Genomic DNA, 15052 nt, shown 5'->3' with positions numbered 1-15052 from the left:
GTATATTCTCACGATTGTTTATGTTAAATTACTACTAATACATTCGAGAAAGACAGTTGTTTTTTTAAGGAGGACATTATAGTGAAGTTTAAATTTGGTCTATTGGCAAAAATTATTGTCGCTATCTTTTTAGCGGTAATACTTGGAGGTTTTATGCCGGAGCCATTTGTACGTATATTTGCAACATTTAATGGCTTATTCGGTAATTTCTTAAACTTTGTAGTACCACTTATTATTATTGCATTTATTGCACCGGGCATTGCCCAGCTTGGGAAAGGCTCAGGAAAATTATTAGGCTTGGCAACATTCTTTGCTTATTTCTCAACAATCATTGCAGGCATGTTCGCCTTTTTAGTAGCGCGAAATGTGTTGCCTAACTTCATATCAAATGGTGCTATGGAAAGTATGAAAAACCCAGAGGAATTTTTAGCACAGGCATTCTTTAAAGTTGAAATGCCGCCATTAATGGGTGTGATGTCAGCATTAATTTTTGCATTCATCGTAGGGATTGGTATGACAGTCATCAAAGGCGATGTGATGAAACGTGGTTTTGAAGAGTTTAATGTAATCATTGAAAAGGTAATTGCATTTGTCATTATTCCACTTTTACCATTCCATATTTTTGGGATTTTCTTGAACATGACATATGGAGGTCAAGTAGCAAAAATCTTATCTGTCTTTGCAATTGTCTTCGTACTAATAATTGCGATGCATTGGGTAATATTGCTAGTGCAATACACTACTGCGGGAACTTTAAATAAGAAAAATCCGCTTAAGTTACTTCGAACAATGCTACCTGCGTATTTTACAGCATTAGGCACACAATCTTCAGCTGCGGCTATTCCGGTTACATTGCGACAATCACAAAAAACAGGGGCTTCAGAAAAAGTAACGAATTTTACAATCCCACTGTTTGCAACTATTCATTTATCAGGTAGTACAATTACAATCGTAACTTGCTCTTTAGGTGTTATGATGATGAACGGTATGGATATAGGCTTTGTGCAATATATCGGCTTTATATTTATGCTAGGTATTACAATGGTTGCGGCACCCGGTGTCCCAGGAGGAGGAGTCATGGCAGCAATAGGCTTACTGCAAACAATGCTCGGCTTCGACGAAACAATGGTTGCACTAATGATCGCACTGTATATAGCACAAGACAGCTTTGGTACAGCTACAAATGTAACGGGAGATGGTGCATTAGCCATGATTGTCGACCGTTTCAACAAACAAGCAAATTAATAAATATCAAAGTGAACGGATAGAATCACTAAAGAAAAAAATCGCCTGCTACGGCGATTTTTTTTTGCTTAGGTCGCGAAATAATATTGGAGTTCTCTTAAAGATTAACTAGGGGGTACTACTTTTCAAGATAAATAGCTAATGGTGATAAAGCGTTACGGATTCAATAGTATGAGGTAGCACACATTTTTTAAGACTAGAAAATTTTTTTGTGATAAGTAATTAAAGTTTTTACTTGCTGAAATTTAATAAAATTACATGTTTATGTAGGGATATATCGAAGGATTATAGTTCTAAAGAAAGGATGTGTGAGTTTATTTGGGATACTGGTAATTGGTAAAATAGTTATTTTTTCATTTATAAAGGAAATTGTATAGAAAATGTTAAGTTTTATTTAGTACTATATATGTATTAGATAGGTGCATTTTGAATTATAGGATAATGTTACTTCGTTGGATGTGCGATGAGGGAAAACATTACAAAAAAAATGAATCGTAAAAGAAATAACGATTGTAGAGATAGTCTTTGAATTAGGTTTTTAATTTCTTTCAGCAATTTTAGTAGCGAAAGTGAAACGCCAGCTACAAGTGTTTTTGTAGTGACATGCAAGCCTAAGCAAGAAATCGATTCTGGACGTAATTTTGCCGAGACATAATCGATCATAACTTAGACAAAGGAGGAATTTGTTTATGGGGATAAAAATTGAGCTAAGGGGATTAGCTTTATCAAAAAAAATCAAAACAAGAAGTGCAACAATTGGAATTGTTGGACTTGGTTATGTGGGGCTCCCGTTAGCCTTGGAAATCGTCAATAAAGGCTTTGCAGTAATTGGATTCGATAAAGACATTGAAAAAGTTACTAAAATAAAAAGCGGTGATAGTTATATTGCTGATATGTCTAATGCAGCCATAGAGAAAGCGGTTAATGAACAGAATTTTGAGCCGACATATGATTTTTCTAAACTTGCACAAGTAGATATTATTATTATTTGTGTACCAACACCTACAACCTCAGATGGAACACCTAATATCTCGTATATTGTTGATGCAGCAAATGCAATCGTACAGAACGTATCCTCAAATACTTTAGTTATTCTTGAAAGTACAACTTACCCTGGAACAACAGAAGAAATAGTTCAACCAATCTTAGAAAATGGTAACTTTGTTATTGGACAAGATCTATTTTTAGCTTATTCACCTGAACGTGTCGACCCTGGAAATTTTAATTTTTCAGTTTCCAACACGCCTAAAGTAGTTGGTGGAATAACAACATCTTGTTTAGAAGTTTCTAAGCTTTTTTATGAATCAGTAATCAATACAAATGTATTTGCTGTAACAAGTCCAAAGGTTGCCGAAATGGAAAAGTTACTAGAAAACACATTTAGGCAAATTAATATTGCTCTTGTCAATGAATTAAGTCAGATTTGTCATAAGATGGATATAGATGTGTGGGAAGTTATTGAAGCGGCTTCGACAAAGCCTTATGGTTTTATGCCATTTACACCTGGCCCAGGAGTAGGTGGTCATTGTATCCCGGTGGACCCTAAATATTTATTATGGGCTGGCCAGCAACATGGTATTGCTGCAACTTTAATTGAGACCGCTGATAAAATTAATAATTCCATGCCAAGCTTTGTAGTTGCAAGACTTGAAACTTATTTAAATGCGCAAGGAAAAGAGATAAGTGATGCGGAAATTGTAGTGATTGGAGTTTCCTATAAGCCAAATATTAATGATTTTAGAGAATCACCAGCATTACGTGTCATTGACGAATTAATGGACAAGCAATGTGGGCTAAATGTTATTGATCCATTTATTGAAACGTTTACAACTGGTAATTACATGTTAAACACAGTTTCACTTACAAAAGAAATCATTCAAAAAGCAGATGCTGTAGTCATTTTAACGAATCATACAACAATTGATTATTCATTAATTGATCAGCACGCTGCTTTAGTTTTTGATACACGTAATACCCATCACTTATTCGAGAATGAAAAATACTACAAATTATAGGAGGGATTCTGTGAATGTGAGTCGACTGAAAATATGTAGTCTATTATTCATTTTATTTTTAACAGGATGTCAATCGTCTGCTCAAACTAATCAGGTTCAACCAGTTGATTCAACAATTGAGGTAAAGGAACATGATGGGACGATGAGTGAAATTTATAGTCACGCAAGCATTCTTAGTCCGAGGATAGCATTAACCTTTAATGGGCTTGCTGACAATGAAACAATGCTGAAGCTATTAAAGGTATTAGACCAATGTAACATGAAGGCAACATTTTTTGTAGAAGGAACGCGAGTGGCACAAGATCCTGAGTTAGTGAAGGACATTTTAGCAAAAGGTCATGAAGTAGAAAATGGTACGCTGACGTTTCCTGATATGACCGATTTAAATTATGAAGAAACCTATAAAGAGATCTATTTAACGAATCAAGTTTTTGAAGAGCATCTAGGTTATACACCAAAATACGTTCGAAGTCGTTCTGGTGACTCAACTGACAATATGCGTTTAGCAACTAAAACGCTCAATATGAAGGGAGTCGTAGCATCTTCCATAAATCCGAAAGATCGAAATATGCAAAGTGCCGAAGAGATAACGGATTATATTCATCGTTTTATCAACAGTGGATCAGTCATTCATTTAAACACATACATTAATCCTGCGATTATTGATGTTGTACCACTATTGTCTCAATTGGGGAAAGAACAAGGATATGCTTTCTCTACATTAACGGACGTATTAGATGAGCAATATATAGCAAAACCCTTAGAGTCAATAGAAGGCTATGACGCTATTAAAGTGAATCTGGATTATGAAAATGTAAAACCAAATATGTACTACCGTAAAAATACTTCTAAAAAGGAAGTTGCTTTAACCTTTGATGATTGGGCGAGTGAGGAGAGACTTAAAGAAATTTTAGATGTTCTTGATAAGTATAACGTTCACTCTACATTCTTTTTAATCGGCAAAGGTGTGGAAAAGGAACCGCAACTAGCGCGATTAATTGTTGAGAAAGGCCATGAGGTTGCAAGCCACTCCTACAATCACCTTGATGTAACGACAATGACACCGGAGGAACTCCAAGAGGATGTCGTGAAGGCGCATAAGGCGTTAACATATGCCTTACAGGAAGAACCTTTATTGTATTTCAGACCTAATAAAGGTGCTATTAATGAAGAATCAGCGAAAATTATTGCCGCAACAGGTATCAAATCCATTGCTATGTACGATATTGCATCATTCGATTGGAATTTAGAATATACCGTTTCAGATATTTATAATCGTGTGATGAGTAGGATTGGTCCAGGAAAAGTAATTGTTATGCACATTTTAGATGGTACAAAAACAGTCGAGGCTTTACCAGTAATCATTGAAAAGCTGCAAAAAGATGGGTATAGCTTTGCAAAAATGTCGACTTGGATTGAAGAAGATTCAAATAAGAAAGTGAATTGATAATCATGAATAAGAAAAAAGAGATTTTAACGATACCGCGCTCTGATCGACGAATTTTATCGAATATTCCTGACCCAGAAAATGTACGAAATCTCGTTAATCGACGAGGTGCTTCGTATCAAAAGGAAGAAATCGATCCTACAGATGTCAATGAAATATATCGTTTACAGCTGTTAAGTTTACGCTATGAAACTAATTTTGAAGTACAAATTAAAAGAGTAAAGCAAAAGGTTAGTGACAAACATTATGCGGAGGATATTTCGGTTACAGGTATCCTTATATTTTCAAATAGTCCTAATAATTTTGAAATAGATGAAATTATTACGATGAAATTTACTATACCTGGTGGTGCGATGCCGGAGGGCTATGAATCTAAGGTAAAGGTAAAAGCGAAAGTTGTTCGCCATTTTACGAAAGAAGTAGATGATGAAACTAGATGCTATTATGCATGTGAATTTCTACAGCCTTTAAATGACTATATGACTAAAAAACGTTGGGGACTATCAATCTTTGTGGCAAGTTTATTTCTATTGATTGTTTCTCTTATTGTGGTATTAATGAGGGCTGAAAGTGTTATTTATTTCAGATTCAATAAATTCCTATATCTATATAGTATTATTGCTGCAACATTTCTTTTAAGTCGATATTTATTCGGTATTTTCTATAGGAATGTCCCGATAAATCCTAAATTTGAACCGGGCGTTTCTATTATTATTCCAGTGTTTAACGAAGAAGAGTGGATTCATAGAACAATTTTAAGCTGTATTAATCAGTATTATCCTGTAGACAAATTAGAAGTTATTGTTGTAGATGACTATTCAACAGATAGAACTGAGGAAAAAGCTAAAGAAATGATTGAACTTATTCATAGTGAGGGTGAGCGATTTAAAACAAAGAATCGTTTAAGCTTCCATAAGCTACCTCAAAATGGGGGGAAACGAGAGGCTCTAGTGGCCGGAGTGCATCTAGCCAAACACGATTTAGTCGTTTTCGTAGATTCAGATAGTTTTTTAGAACCTCATGCTATTCGAAATATAGTGCAGCCTTTCCAAGATCCTAAAATGGGCGGTGTGGCTGGAAGAACAGAGGTTGAAAATAAATTTACAAATGCTCTGACAAAATTGCAAACCGTTCGCTATTATATAGCCTTCCGGATAATGAAAGCTGCTGAGTCTTGGTTTGATACAGTAACTTGTTTATCTGGTCCATTAGCGTGTTATCGAAAAGAGCTTATTTTAAAGAATGAAACAGCATGGTTAAACCAAAAATTTCTTGGACAACCCGCAACATTCGGTGATGACCGTAGTATGACAAATTATATTTTAAAAACACATCGAACGGGATATCAGGATAATGCCGTATGTTCTACAATTGTTCCATCAGATTCAAAAGTCTTTTTATCTCAACAAATGAGATGGAAACGATCTTGGCTACGCGAATCGTTACGAGCATTTTTATTTATGTGGAAGAAGGAACCTTTTATGTTTCTTTTCTTCATCATCGGTTTAATCGTACCGATAGCAGCCCCTATTGTTGTTGTTTACAATCTACTTTATGTGCCAATTATGCATGGCGTTTTTCCAACTACGTTTTTAATGGGCTTGTTATTGATGGCAATGCTAATGAGTTTGGCCCATCTTTTCTTTCGAAAAAGTAAGTTATGGACATTTGGCTTTATCTTTGTACTTTTCTATGAATTTATTTTGCTGTGGCAAATGCCTGTTGCATGGGTTACATTTTGGAAATCAACATGGGGTACGAGAGAAACACCTCAAGATGTCATCGCCAAAGAAAAGAAATTGGAAAAACAAAAATTGCGAAAATCCCGATTTTCGATTCTAAATAGAAAAATGGGTGAGAAGAAATGAGTGAAAAAAATGTTGTATTAAATCCAGCAAAAAAAAACCGAAGGAAAATAATACGATCCATTGTTCAAGCGATTATCGTTATATTTTTAGCGATCATTTTAATACGTGTAGTGTTTTTAACAGAAAAAAGGGTAGAGGAAACGGTTCCTCTAGAAAATAAAGATGGTTTCATCGCATTATCATATTTTGGTGTGAGCAGAGGCGAGTCTCCTAAATACGTATCTAAAGAGAATTTAAAAAAACAACTAGCATTACTTGAAAGTCAGGGTTATCAAACAATTACTCAGCAAGATATTTTAGATTTTTATCAGAAAGACAAACCGTTGCCAGAAAAAGCTTTGTTTTTATCATTTGAAGATGGACGGACAGATTCTAGTATATTTGCTCAAAACATCATGGAGGATCTAAACTATAAAGCTACGGTGTTTACGTACGCCAATAAAATGGATACACGGGACAACAAATTTTTAAAGCCGAAAGACTTATTACTCATGGAGAAAAGTGGGTATTGGGAGTTGGGCTCTAATGGGTACCGTCTAACATATATTAATATTTTTAATAATAAAGGACAGTCGTTAGGTGTATTAGATGAAAATAATGTGCCGAATAAAACAACTATCGAATATTATAATCATTATTTAATGGACTTCATTCGCAATCAATATATGATTCCAAGTGAAACGCGACAGGAAATGGAAAAACGTATTCAAAAAGATTACAAGCTAATGCAAGATATTTATGAGGAGGAATTAGGAGAAGTTCCTAAAGCTTATGCGATTATGCATTCCAACTCACTTTATAATAATATGGATTCGTTAGTTGAACGTGCGAATAATAAAGAAATTAAAGATAAATTTAATATGCATTTCAATTTGGAGCTAGGGGCATATAATGATGCGGATGCTAATCTTTATAACTTAAGTAGATTGCAAGTTTCGCCCTATTGGTCTACCAATCACTTGATGATGAAAATCCGCCAAGCTAGTAAGCAAAATGTAGAATTTGAAGTCGGAGATCCTAATCGAGCAAAAGAATGGTCTGTCATGAATGGTGCAGCAGAATATGAAAATAATGCGATTACTATAACATCTGCACCTGCTAGTGAAGGTCGGGTAATATTGAAGGAAACACTTCCAGAGCAATATAATATAAACTTTGCCTTTAAAGGGAATGTCGTTGGACAACAATCTATTTATTTAAACTATGATGAAAAAAATGATAGCTATATTCGGGTAGCTTTAATCGATAATGAGATTGTTGTTTCTGAGAAAACACCAGAATCAAGCGTTGTTGAGAAGGGGCGTTTCCCGTTAAATGAAATAAAGTGGAATGAAGAAGAGTATGCATTTAATAAGGCTACTGTATACAATTATCAGGATACGCAAAAAGGCTCTAGAATTGATAAGGAAGAATATCCACGAAACCTAACAAAAACAAGAGAATTTAACATTGCTGTTAATAAGGATAAAATTAAGATAGATGTAGATAAGGTATTATCCAAAACAATACAAGTAAATCCTGATATTCAAGGATCACAAATTGGATTTGGTGCGATGTTCAGCACAAAAGAAACTTCGCATGAACAGTATGCAGATGATATTTATGATACATTCATCGAAGATATTTTGATTACAGATAGTAACGATCGTACACTTTTTACTAACCAATACACGAACTTCGATAAAGTAAAGCACAAAACAATGACTTTCATTAATAGCGTTGTGGATTTCTTTATTGAAACCTTCTAAAGCGGGGAGAACTAAATTCAAGTGAAAAAAATTTTATTGTTTATCTGTCTAGCGCTACTAATTATCACGGCCTGTAATAATAGTAAAGAAGAACCTGTGAAGGCGAGAGAACTATTGAAGAACAAAGAAAAGCTTCAATTATCTATTTGGTTACCTGAATGGCAAATCAAATCTGCCATCGAGGATGTGGGAAATTCAGAACAGGGCTTACAAGACATTCGCGTTTTTGGTGCTTATTTTAATGAGAGTGACCAATTATTATTAACTGAAGATACGATAGAAATGTTGAAACAAACACAGCAACAATTTAATGAATCACATCAAGTGATACTTACGTTAATTAACGATACTGTTACAGATAACGCCCCTTCAGTTCAGAAGGATAGCAAATTATTAAATCGATTGTTTCAAAATGCGTCATCAAGGCAGCGACATATTGATAATATTTTGCAAGTTGTTGACCAATACAATGTGAATGGTATCGAAATTGATTATGAAAAGGTTGCTAAAGAGGACCTTCCTGGGTATGTCCGTTTCCTAAACGAACTTTATAAACAGTTATCAAAAAAAGGTATTTCATTACATGTCGTACTAGAGCCTAGCTTCCCGTTTGATGTTAAATTGCCAAATGGACCTAAATATACAGTGATGGCTTATAATGTGCACGGATATCATAGTGGTCCAGGTGCAAAGGCGGACTTTTCATTTTTAAATGATTTAATAAAAAAAATTAAGAAGTCCAATCAAAAACTAGCGATTGCTTTTGCAACTGGGGGATTTGAATGGGTAAATCAAGGCAAAACAGTTGCATTAACAGAGATAGAGGCAGAGGAATTACTGAACAAAACGAAAGCGGTTAAACAACGAGATAAAGCAAGTGGTGCTGTATATTTCACGTATGTAGATGAACAAAAAGTGAAGCATGAAGTTTGGTATGCCGATCAGGAAACACTTGAAAAATGGACAGCACACGTACGAAAGAAACGCTACAATGAGATTGTTTTATGGCGTGCCGGAGGTCTAAGTTCGAAAACGTTACAATGGATTAACGAACAATCAGAGGAGTGACGAATCGGATTGCTAGAGAGACGGATGGCACAGTCGAAGTCGTGGATAGAACAGCCGAAGTCGTGGATAGAACAGCCAAAGTCGTGGATAGAAACGTCAAAGTGGCGGATAGAGAAGCCAAAATCGTGGATAGAATCGCCAGAGCGACGGAAAGACCCGACGAAACGACGGATATAAATATCAAAGCGACAGAAAGAACCGCCAGAACGACGGAAAGAAACACCTAAACCTACAAAAAAATCGCCACATACGGCGATTTTTTTATTGGAATTGAGAAAGTCGTGAAAAGAAATTGGTAACGAAGTCTAAAAATATTTTTTCTGATGGAGCAATTTCGCGGTTTACAGGTGAAATAATACCGACTGTTCTTGGAATTGTAGGTGATTTAATCGGTACCTTTACTGTGAAGCGAGCAGCTGAATCATATAGGGAGCTTTCTGGTAATAAGCTAACCCCGATGCCCGCAGCGACAAGACCTTTTAGTGCATCTAAGTCTTCACCCTCAGAGATGACTTTTGGCAAGAAGCCGGCAGCGCGACAGGCATCCATAGCTACTTTATGTAAAATATAGCCATCTGGGAATAACACAAATAAATCATTACGTAAATCAGCAAGTTGAATACTTTCTTTTTTGGCTAATGGATGTTTTGCTGGCAGTAATGCAGCGATATTTTCAGTAAATAATATGGTTGAACGAATTGTTTCGTCCTTCGGTGGAAGTGGACCTAAAAAAGCTAAATTTAACTCGCGGTTTTTGACTGCATCGATTAAAAAACGATAAGAACCTTGACGGAGTTGGAATTGCAAATCTGGATATTCACGCGTAAAGGCAGAAATAACAGTTGGCAATACATAGCTAGCTAAGCTTGTTGGAAAGCCGATTTTTATTGTACCTTTAGCAGGGTTTAAATATTCTTCAACTTGCTTTGCGGCAAAATCGATGGCTTTTAAAGCAGTAATGGTGTGCTCGAGAAATGTTTTTCCAATCGGTGTTAATTTAACATTGCGTCCTACACGTTCAAAAAGTGGTGTGCCTAATTCATCTTCTAAATTAGCAATTTGTCGGCTTATTGCAGATTGAGCAACATGAAGATGTTCGGCAGCCTCTGATATGTGTTCGCGTTCTGCAACTTCAACAAAATATCGTAATTGACGTAACTCCACTAGATATTCACCTCTATTAATCGAAAAATACGATTGATTATTCTTCAATTATATACTATTAAGATGAAAATAACTGAAAATAAACAAATGTTAACCGGTGCGAATTAAATGACGGGATATCTCAGTAGCTTCATTGAAGCGCGGAGAGGAACGAATGCTAAATGCGTCACGCCCTGTAATAAAGCCTTCGTGACCAACACCTGCCACTGTCGCGCAAAAACAACTACCGCTACTGCAACGTTAGCACTTCACTGCCGCGCAAATAAGATCCTGCTGCCCCGAAGTCCCCAGCCGGAACGGAAATCCCTCACGTTATGGTGGTAAATCTTTTTTTACGAACTAGAACTCTATAAATTTCTTTCCCTTATTTGATTCTATTCTAATAAAAAAGGTTATAGTATTGGTACTGTTCTTTATACATTTTTGTCACAAAACCGCTACAATTAGCGATTCCTAAGGGGTTTCCACTATGTAGCTAGATGAAATCCGTTCTCAATTAGATTTATTTTATTGAAAATAAGGGAAGTCGATTCTCATTGTCAATAACGATAAGCAATATTTTGAAAATGCTTACAAACTCTTTGTTTTTAAGGATTGTTTCAAAGAAAAGTGAAAGTGATTGAAATGGTTTGCATAGAGAACGATTTTCAGTTAAGATTAGAATGATGATAATTAAGGGATGGTTCACCATTCACTGAACACACTATGGAGGTATTTTATGTCAACTTTAGTTATTAAAGATCTTCACGTTGAAATCGACGGGAAAGAGATTTTAAAAGGCGTAAATCTTACGATCAATACAAATGAAATTCATGCAATCATGGGACCAAACGGAACTGGTAAATCTACACTAGCTTCTGCAATTATGGGTCACCCTAAATATGAAGTAACTTCTGGTACAGTTGAGCTTGATGGCGAGAATGTACTTGAAATGGAAGTGGACGAGCGTGCTCAAGCAGGTTTATTCCTAGCTATGCAATATCCTTCTGAAATCGCTGGTGTAACTAATGCTGATTTCTTACGTTCAGCTATCAATGCACGTCGTGAAGAAGGCGATGAAATTTCTCTAATGAAATTTATCCGTGAATTAGATAAAAACATGGAATTCCTTGAAATGAATGAAGATATGGCACAACGTTATTTAAATGAAGGTTTCTCTGGCGGTGAGAAAAAACGTAACGAAATTCTTCAATTAATGATGATTAAACCAACTTTCGCAATTTTAGATGAAATTGACTCTGGTCTTGATATTGACGCGCTTAAAGTTGTTTCAAAAGGAATCAATGCAATGCGTGGAGAAGGCTTCGGCTGCTTAATGATCACTCACTACCAACGTCTACTTAACTACATTACACCAGACCATGTACACGTAATGATGCAAGGCCGTGTTGTTAAATCAGGTGGCGAAGAGTTAGCACAACGTTTAGAAGCGGAAGGCTATGACTGGATAAAAAAAGAATTAGGTATCGAAGAAGAAACAGAAGAACAAGAAGCATAAGAGGGAGGACGAACTAGCATGACAGAGGAACTTAACTTGCCTGTAACAGTACAGGACGTGCGCTCGTTCTCAGAAGCAAAGGGAGAACCGGCTTGGTTTACTGAGCTTCGCGCGGCAGCACTAGACAAAGCAACTGGTTTAGATATGCCAAAACCAGACAGAACAAATATTACAAAATGGGATTTCTTAAATTTCCCAACTCATACAGTTGACAGTGAAGGATTTGCTTCACTTGATGCTTTACCAGAAGAAGCAAAAAGCTTAATTGATCTTGAAGCACAAGAAAACCTTTATGTTCAACGCAATAATACACCAGCTTTCATTAAAACATCACAAGAATTAGCTGATAAAGGTGTTATTTTTACAGATATTTTAACGGCGGTTCGTGAACACGGTGACCTTGTTAAAAAGTACTTCATGACAGAAGCTGTAAAAGTTGATGAGCATAAATTAACTGCGCTTCATGCGGCACTTGTTAACGGTGGTGTATTCGTATATGTACCGAAAAATGTAATTATTGAACAGCCACTTCAAGTAATCTTCTTAAACGATAACGCAGAAGCTTCATTATATAACCACGTGTTAGTTGTAGCTGAAGCAAATTCAGCTGTAACATATGTTGAAACATATATTTCAACAGTTGAAGAAGCAAAAGGTCAAGCAAATATTATTGCTGAAGTAGTAGTTCAAGACAACGCACAAGTTACTTACGGTGCGGTTGATGTACTTGCGAAAGGATATACTACTTATGTAAATCGTCGTGGACGCCTAGCTCGTGATGCGAAAGTAGATTGGGCTCTTGGCTTAATGAATGACTCAGATACTATTTCTGAAAACATTACACATCTAATCGGTGACGGTTCTAATGCTGATACAAAAACAGTCGTTGTTGGTCGCGGTGAACAAAAACTTAACTTCACTACTGAAGTTCGTCACTGGGGTAAGAACTCAAATGGTCATATCTTAAAGCATGGTGTAATGAAAGAAGCGGCACAATCAATCTTTAACGGCATTGGCTACATCGAAAAAGGTGCGACAAAAGCGGATGCACAACAAGAATCACGTGTGTTAATGCTTTCTGAAAAAGCTCGTGGCGATGCAAACCCAATTCTATTAATCGATGAAGACGATGTAACAGCAGGACACGCAGCATCTGTTGGCCGAGTTGATCCACTGCAACTTTACTACTTAATGAGTCGTGGTATCTCGAAAGCAGAAGCAGAGCGCCTTGTTATCCATGGATTCCTTGCGCCAGTTGTTACGCAATTACCAATCGAAGGCGTTCAAAAGCAACTGACGGAGGTTATTGAAAGGAAAGTTCGCTAATGATGAATAAAGACATTAAAAGCTATTTCCCGATTTTAAATCAGGAAGTAAACGGTCATAAACTTGTTTACCTTGATAGCGCAGCAACTTCTCAAAAACCTATTCAAGTAATTGAAGCGATGAAGCATTATTATGAATTTGATAATTCCAATGTTCACCGTGGTGTGCATACATTGGGTAATCGTGCTACTGACAAGTATGAGGGCGCACGTGAAAAGGTTCGTAATTTTATTAATGCTACTTCAACACAAGAAATTATTTTTACTCGCGGTACTACAACTGCTTTAAATACAGTAGCAGCAAGTTATGGTCGTGCTAATGTGGCTGATGGTGATGAAATTGTCATTACCCACATGGAACACCATTCCAATATTATTCCTTGGCAACAGCTTGCAAAGGAAAAAAATGCAACACTGAAATATATTGAGCTCGAAGCAGATGGCACACTTAATCTAGAAAAGGTTCGTGCGACAATTACACCTAAAACAAAGATTGTGTCGGTGTCTATGGCGTCAAACGTCCTTGGAACGATTAACCCAATTAAAGAAATCGCTCAAATTGCGCATGCTAACGGTGCGGTAATGGTAGCGGATGCTGCACAAGCAGCACCACATATGAAAATCGATGTACAGGATTTGGATGTAGATTTCTTAGGGTTCTCAGGTCATAAAATGTGCGGACCAACTGGGATAGGTGTACTATATGGTAAAAAAGAACACCTTGAAAAGATGGAGCCAATTGAATTTGGTGGCGAAATGATTGACTTTGTTGGACTTCATGAGTCGACGTGGAAAGAATTACCGTGGAAATTTGAAGGTGGAACTCCTATTATTGCAGGTGCAATAGGTTTAGGGGCTGCTATCGATTTCTTAACTGAAATTGGGCTAGATAAAATTGCGGAGCACGAGCATAAGCTTGCAGGCTACGCGATGGATCAGCTTGAAACAATTGACGGACTTAAAATTTTTGGCCCACGTGACCCGATGAAGCGTTGTGGCCTTGTAACGTTTAACCTAGACGATGTACATCCACATGATGTGGCAACGGTTCTTGATATGAGCGGTATTGCTGTTCGTGCAGGACATCATTGCGCGCAGCCACTAATGAAATGTCTTCAACAAGTAGCGACAGCGCGTGCAAGCTTCTATCTGTATAACACAGAAGAAGATATTGACCGCTTAGTGGCAGGGTTACGTTCTGCGAAGGAGTATTTTGGCGATGTCTTTTAATAATTTAGATCAACTATATCGTTCAGTCATTATGGATCACTATAAAAATCCTCGTAATAAAGGATTTATAGAAAACGATGCTGTAACGATTGATATGAACAACCCGACTTGTGGAGACCGTATTCACTTAACGCTAAAAGTGACTGACGGTATTGTCGAGGATGCGAAGTTTGACGGTGAAGGCTGTTCAATTTCGATGTCTTCTGCTTCCATGATGACGCAGCTCATCAAAGGGAAAAAAATTGATGAAGCATTAGAGCTTGCTGATGTTTTTTCTAAAATGATGATGGGTGAAGACTATAGCGATAAATATGACCTTGAGGATGTTGAGGCACTACAAGGTGTTTCTCAATTCCCTGCACGTATTAAATGTGCAACATTAGCTTGGAAAGCGATGGAAAAAGGTGTTAAGGAATAAATAATTCCTAATTTCAAGTGAAAGCA

The 15052-nt window shown here is 36.6% G+C and carries 12 protein-coding genes; 11 read left to right on the top strand and 1 reads right to left on the bottom strand.

Going from position 1 to position 15052, the window contains the following annotated elements; translation table 11 throughout:
* Nucleotides 1–81: 81 nt before the first annotated feature.
* The 7 genes from ACQKN4_RS21300 to ACQKN4_RS21270 all read left to right on the top strand — a co-directional run bounded on the left by ACQKN4_RS21300 (nt 82) and on the right by ACQKN4_RS21270 (nt 9568).
* The gene (locus ACQKN4_RS21300; RefSeq protein WP_079561473.1) at nt 82–1245 is read left to right on the top strand and encodes a dicarboxylate/amino acid:cation symporter; all 1164 of its coding nucleotides are present in this window, start codon (nt 82–84) and stop codon (nt 1243–1245) included.
* Between the two features lie 689 nt (nt 1246–1934).
* Complete coding sequence (locus ACQKN4_RS21295; RefSeq protein ID WP_079561474.1) at nt 1935–3260, top strand: nucleotide sugar dehydrogenase; 1326 nt, start codon at nt 1935–1937, stop codon at nt 3258–3260.
* Nucleotides 3261–3270: 10 nt separating this feature from the next.
* Complete coding sequence (locus tag ACQKN4_RS21290; RefSeq protein ID WP_240518272.1) at nt 3271–4707, top strand: polysaccharide deacetylase family protein; 1437 nt, start codon at nt 3271–3273, stop codon at nt 4705–4707.
* Between the two features lie 5 nt (nt 4708–4712).
* A complete protein-coding gene (locus tag ACQKN4_RS21285) occupies nt 4713–6575 on the top strand; it encodes a glycosyltransferase family 2 protein (protein ID WP_427484749.1) in 1863 nt (620 codons plus the stop codon).
* On the top strand, nt 6572–8323 hold the full coding sequence (locus ACQKN4_RS21280) for a polysaccharide deacetylase family protein (RefSeq protein ID WP_427484748.1): 1752 nt from the start codon (nt 6572–6574) through the stop codon (nt 8321–8323). Before ACQKN4_RS21285 ends, ACQKN4_RS21280 begins: the two co-directional genes overlap by 4 nt.
* 21 nt (nt 8324–8344) lie before the next feature.
* A complete protein-coding gene (locus ACQKN4_RS21275; protein WP_079561478.1) occupies nt 8345–9391 on the top strand; it encodes a glycosyl hydrolase family 18 protein in 1047 nt (348 codons plus the stop codon).
* Nucleotides 9392–9400: 9 nt separating this feature from the next.
* Entirely contained in the window at nt 9401–9568 is a 168-nt protein-coding gene (locus ACQKN4_RS21270; RefSeq protein WP_427484747.1) for a hypothetical protein, read from the top strand.
* A gap of 84 nt (nt 9569–9652) precedes the next feature.
* Here ACQKN4_RS21270 and ACQKN4_RS21265 read toward each other — a convergent pair whose 3' ends face one another.
* Complete coding sequence (locus ACQKN4_RS21265) at nt 9653–10555, bottom strand: LysR family transcriptional regulator (RefSeq protein ID WP_079561480.1); 903 nt, start codon at nt 10553–10555, stop codon at nt 9653–9655.
* A 718-nt stretch (nt 10556–11273) separates the two neighbouring features.
* On the opposite strand from ACQKN4_RS21265, the gene sufC reads away from it, so the two are divergent.
* The 4 genes from sufC to sufU are packed head-to-tail and all read left to right on the top strand — an operon-like array spanning nt 11274 to nt 15026.
* Nucleotides 11274–12053 (top strand): Fe-S cluster assembly ATPase SufC, encoded by a 780-nt coding sequence (gene sufC, locus ACQKN4_RS21260; RefSeq protein ID WP_068985348.1) that lies wholly within the window; start codon nt 11274–11276, stop codon nt 12051–12053.
* An 18-nt stretch (nt 12054–12071) separates the two neighbouring features.
* Nucleotides 12072–13379, top strand: a complete 1308-nt coding sequence (gene sufD, locus ACQKN4_RS21255) for a Fe-S cluster assembly protein SufD (RefSeq protein WP_427484746.1) — start codon at nt 12072–12074, stop codon at nt 13377–13379.
* The gene (locus tag ACQKN4_RS21250) at nt 13379–14608 is read left to right on the top strand and encodes a cysteine desulfurase (protein ID WP_079561482.1); all 1230 of its coding nucleotides are present in this window, start codon (nt 13379–13381) and stop codon (nt 14606–14608) included. Before sufD ends, ACQKN4_RS21250 begins: the two co-directional genes overlap by 1 nt.
* A complete protein-coding gene (gene sufU, locus ACQKN4_RS21245) occupies nt 14598–15026 on the top strand; it encodes a Fe-S cluster assembly sulfur transfer protein SufU (protein WP_427484745.1) in 429 nt (142 codons plus the stop codon). The genes ACQKN4_RS21250 and sufU overlap by 11 nt, the downstream gene beginning before the upstream one ends.
* Nucleotides 15027–15052: the final 26 nt, after the last annotated feature.

This window comes from Lysinibacillus sp. NPDC093692 (genome assembly GCF_050280125.1).
Lineage (GTDB): Bacteria > Bacillota > Bacilli > Bacillales_A > Planococcaceae > Lysinibacillus.
This window is presented reverse-complemented; position numbering and strand designations above follow the sequence as displayed.

Excerpts from the sequence above, each read along its gene's own strand:
- ACQKN4_RS21295 (WP_079561474.1), top strand. The coding sequence starts at position 1,935 with ATGGGGATAAAAATTGAGCTAAGGGGATTAGCTTTATCAAAAAAAATC.
- ACQKN4_RS21250 (WP_079561482.1), top strand. The coding sequence starts at position 13,379 with ATGATGAATAAAGACATTAAAAGCTATTTCCCGATTTTAAATCAGGAA.
- ACQKN4_RS21280 (WP_427484748.1), top strand. The coding sequence starts at position 6,572 with ATGAGTGAAAAAAATGTTGTATTAAATCCAGCAAAAAAAAACCGAAGG.
- sufU (WP_427484745.1), top strand. The coding sequence starts at position 14,598 with ATGTCTTTTAATAATTTAGATCAACTATATCGTTCAGTCATTATGGAT.
- sufD (WP_427484746.1), top strand. The coding sequence starts at position 12,072 with ATGACAGAGGAACTTAACTTGCCTGTAACAGTACAGGACGTGCGCTCG.
- sufC (WP_068985348.1), top strand. The coding sequence starts at position 11,274 with ATGTCAACTTTAGTTATTAAAGATCTTCACGTTGAAATCGACGGGAAA.
- ACQKN4_RS21285 (WP_427484749.1), top strand. The coding sequence starts at position 4,713 with ATGAATAAGAAAAAAGAGATTTTAACGATACCGCGCTCTGATCGACGA.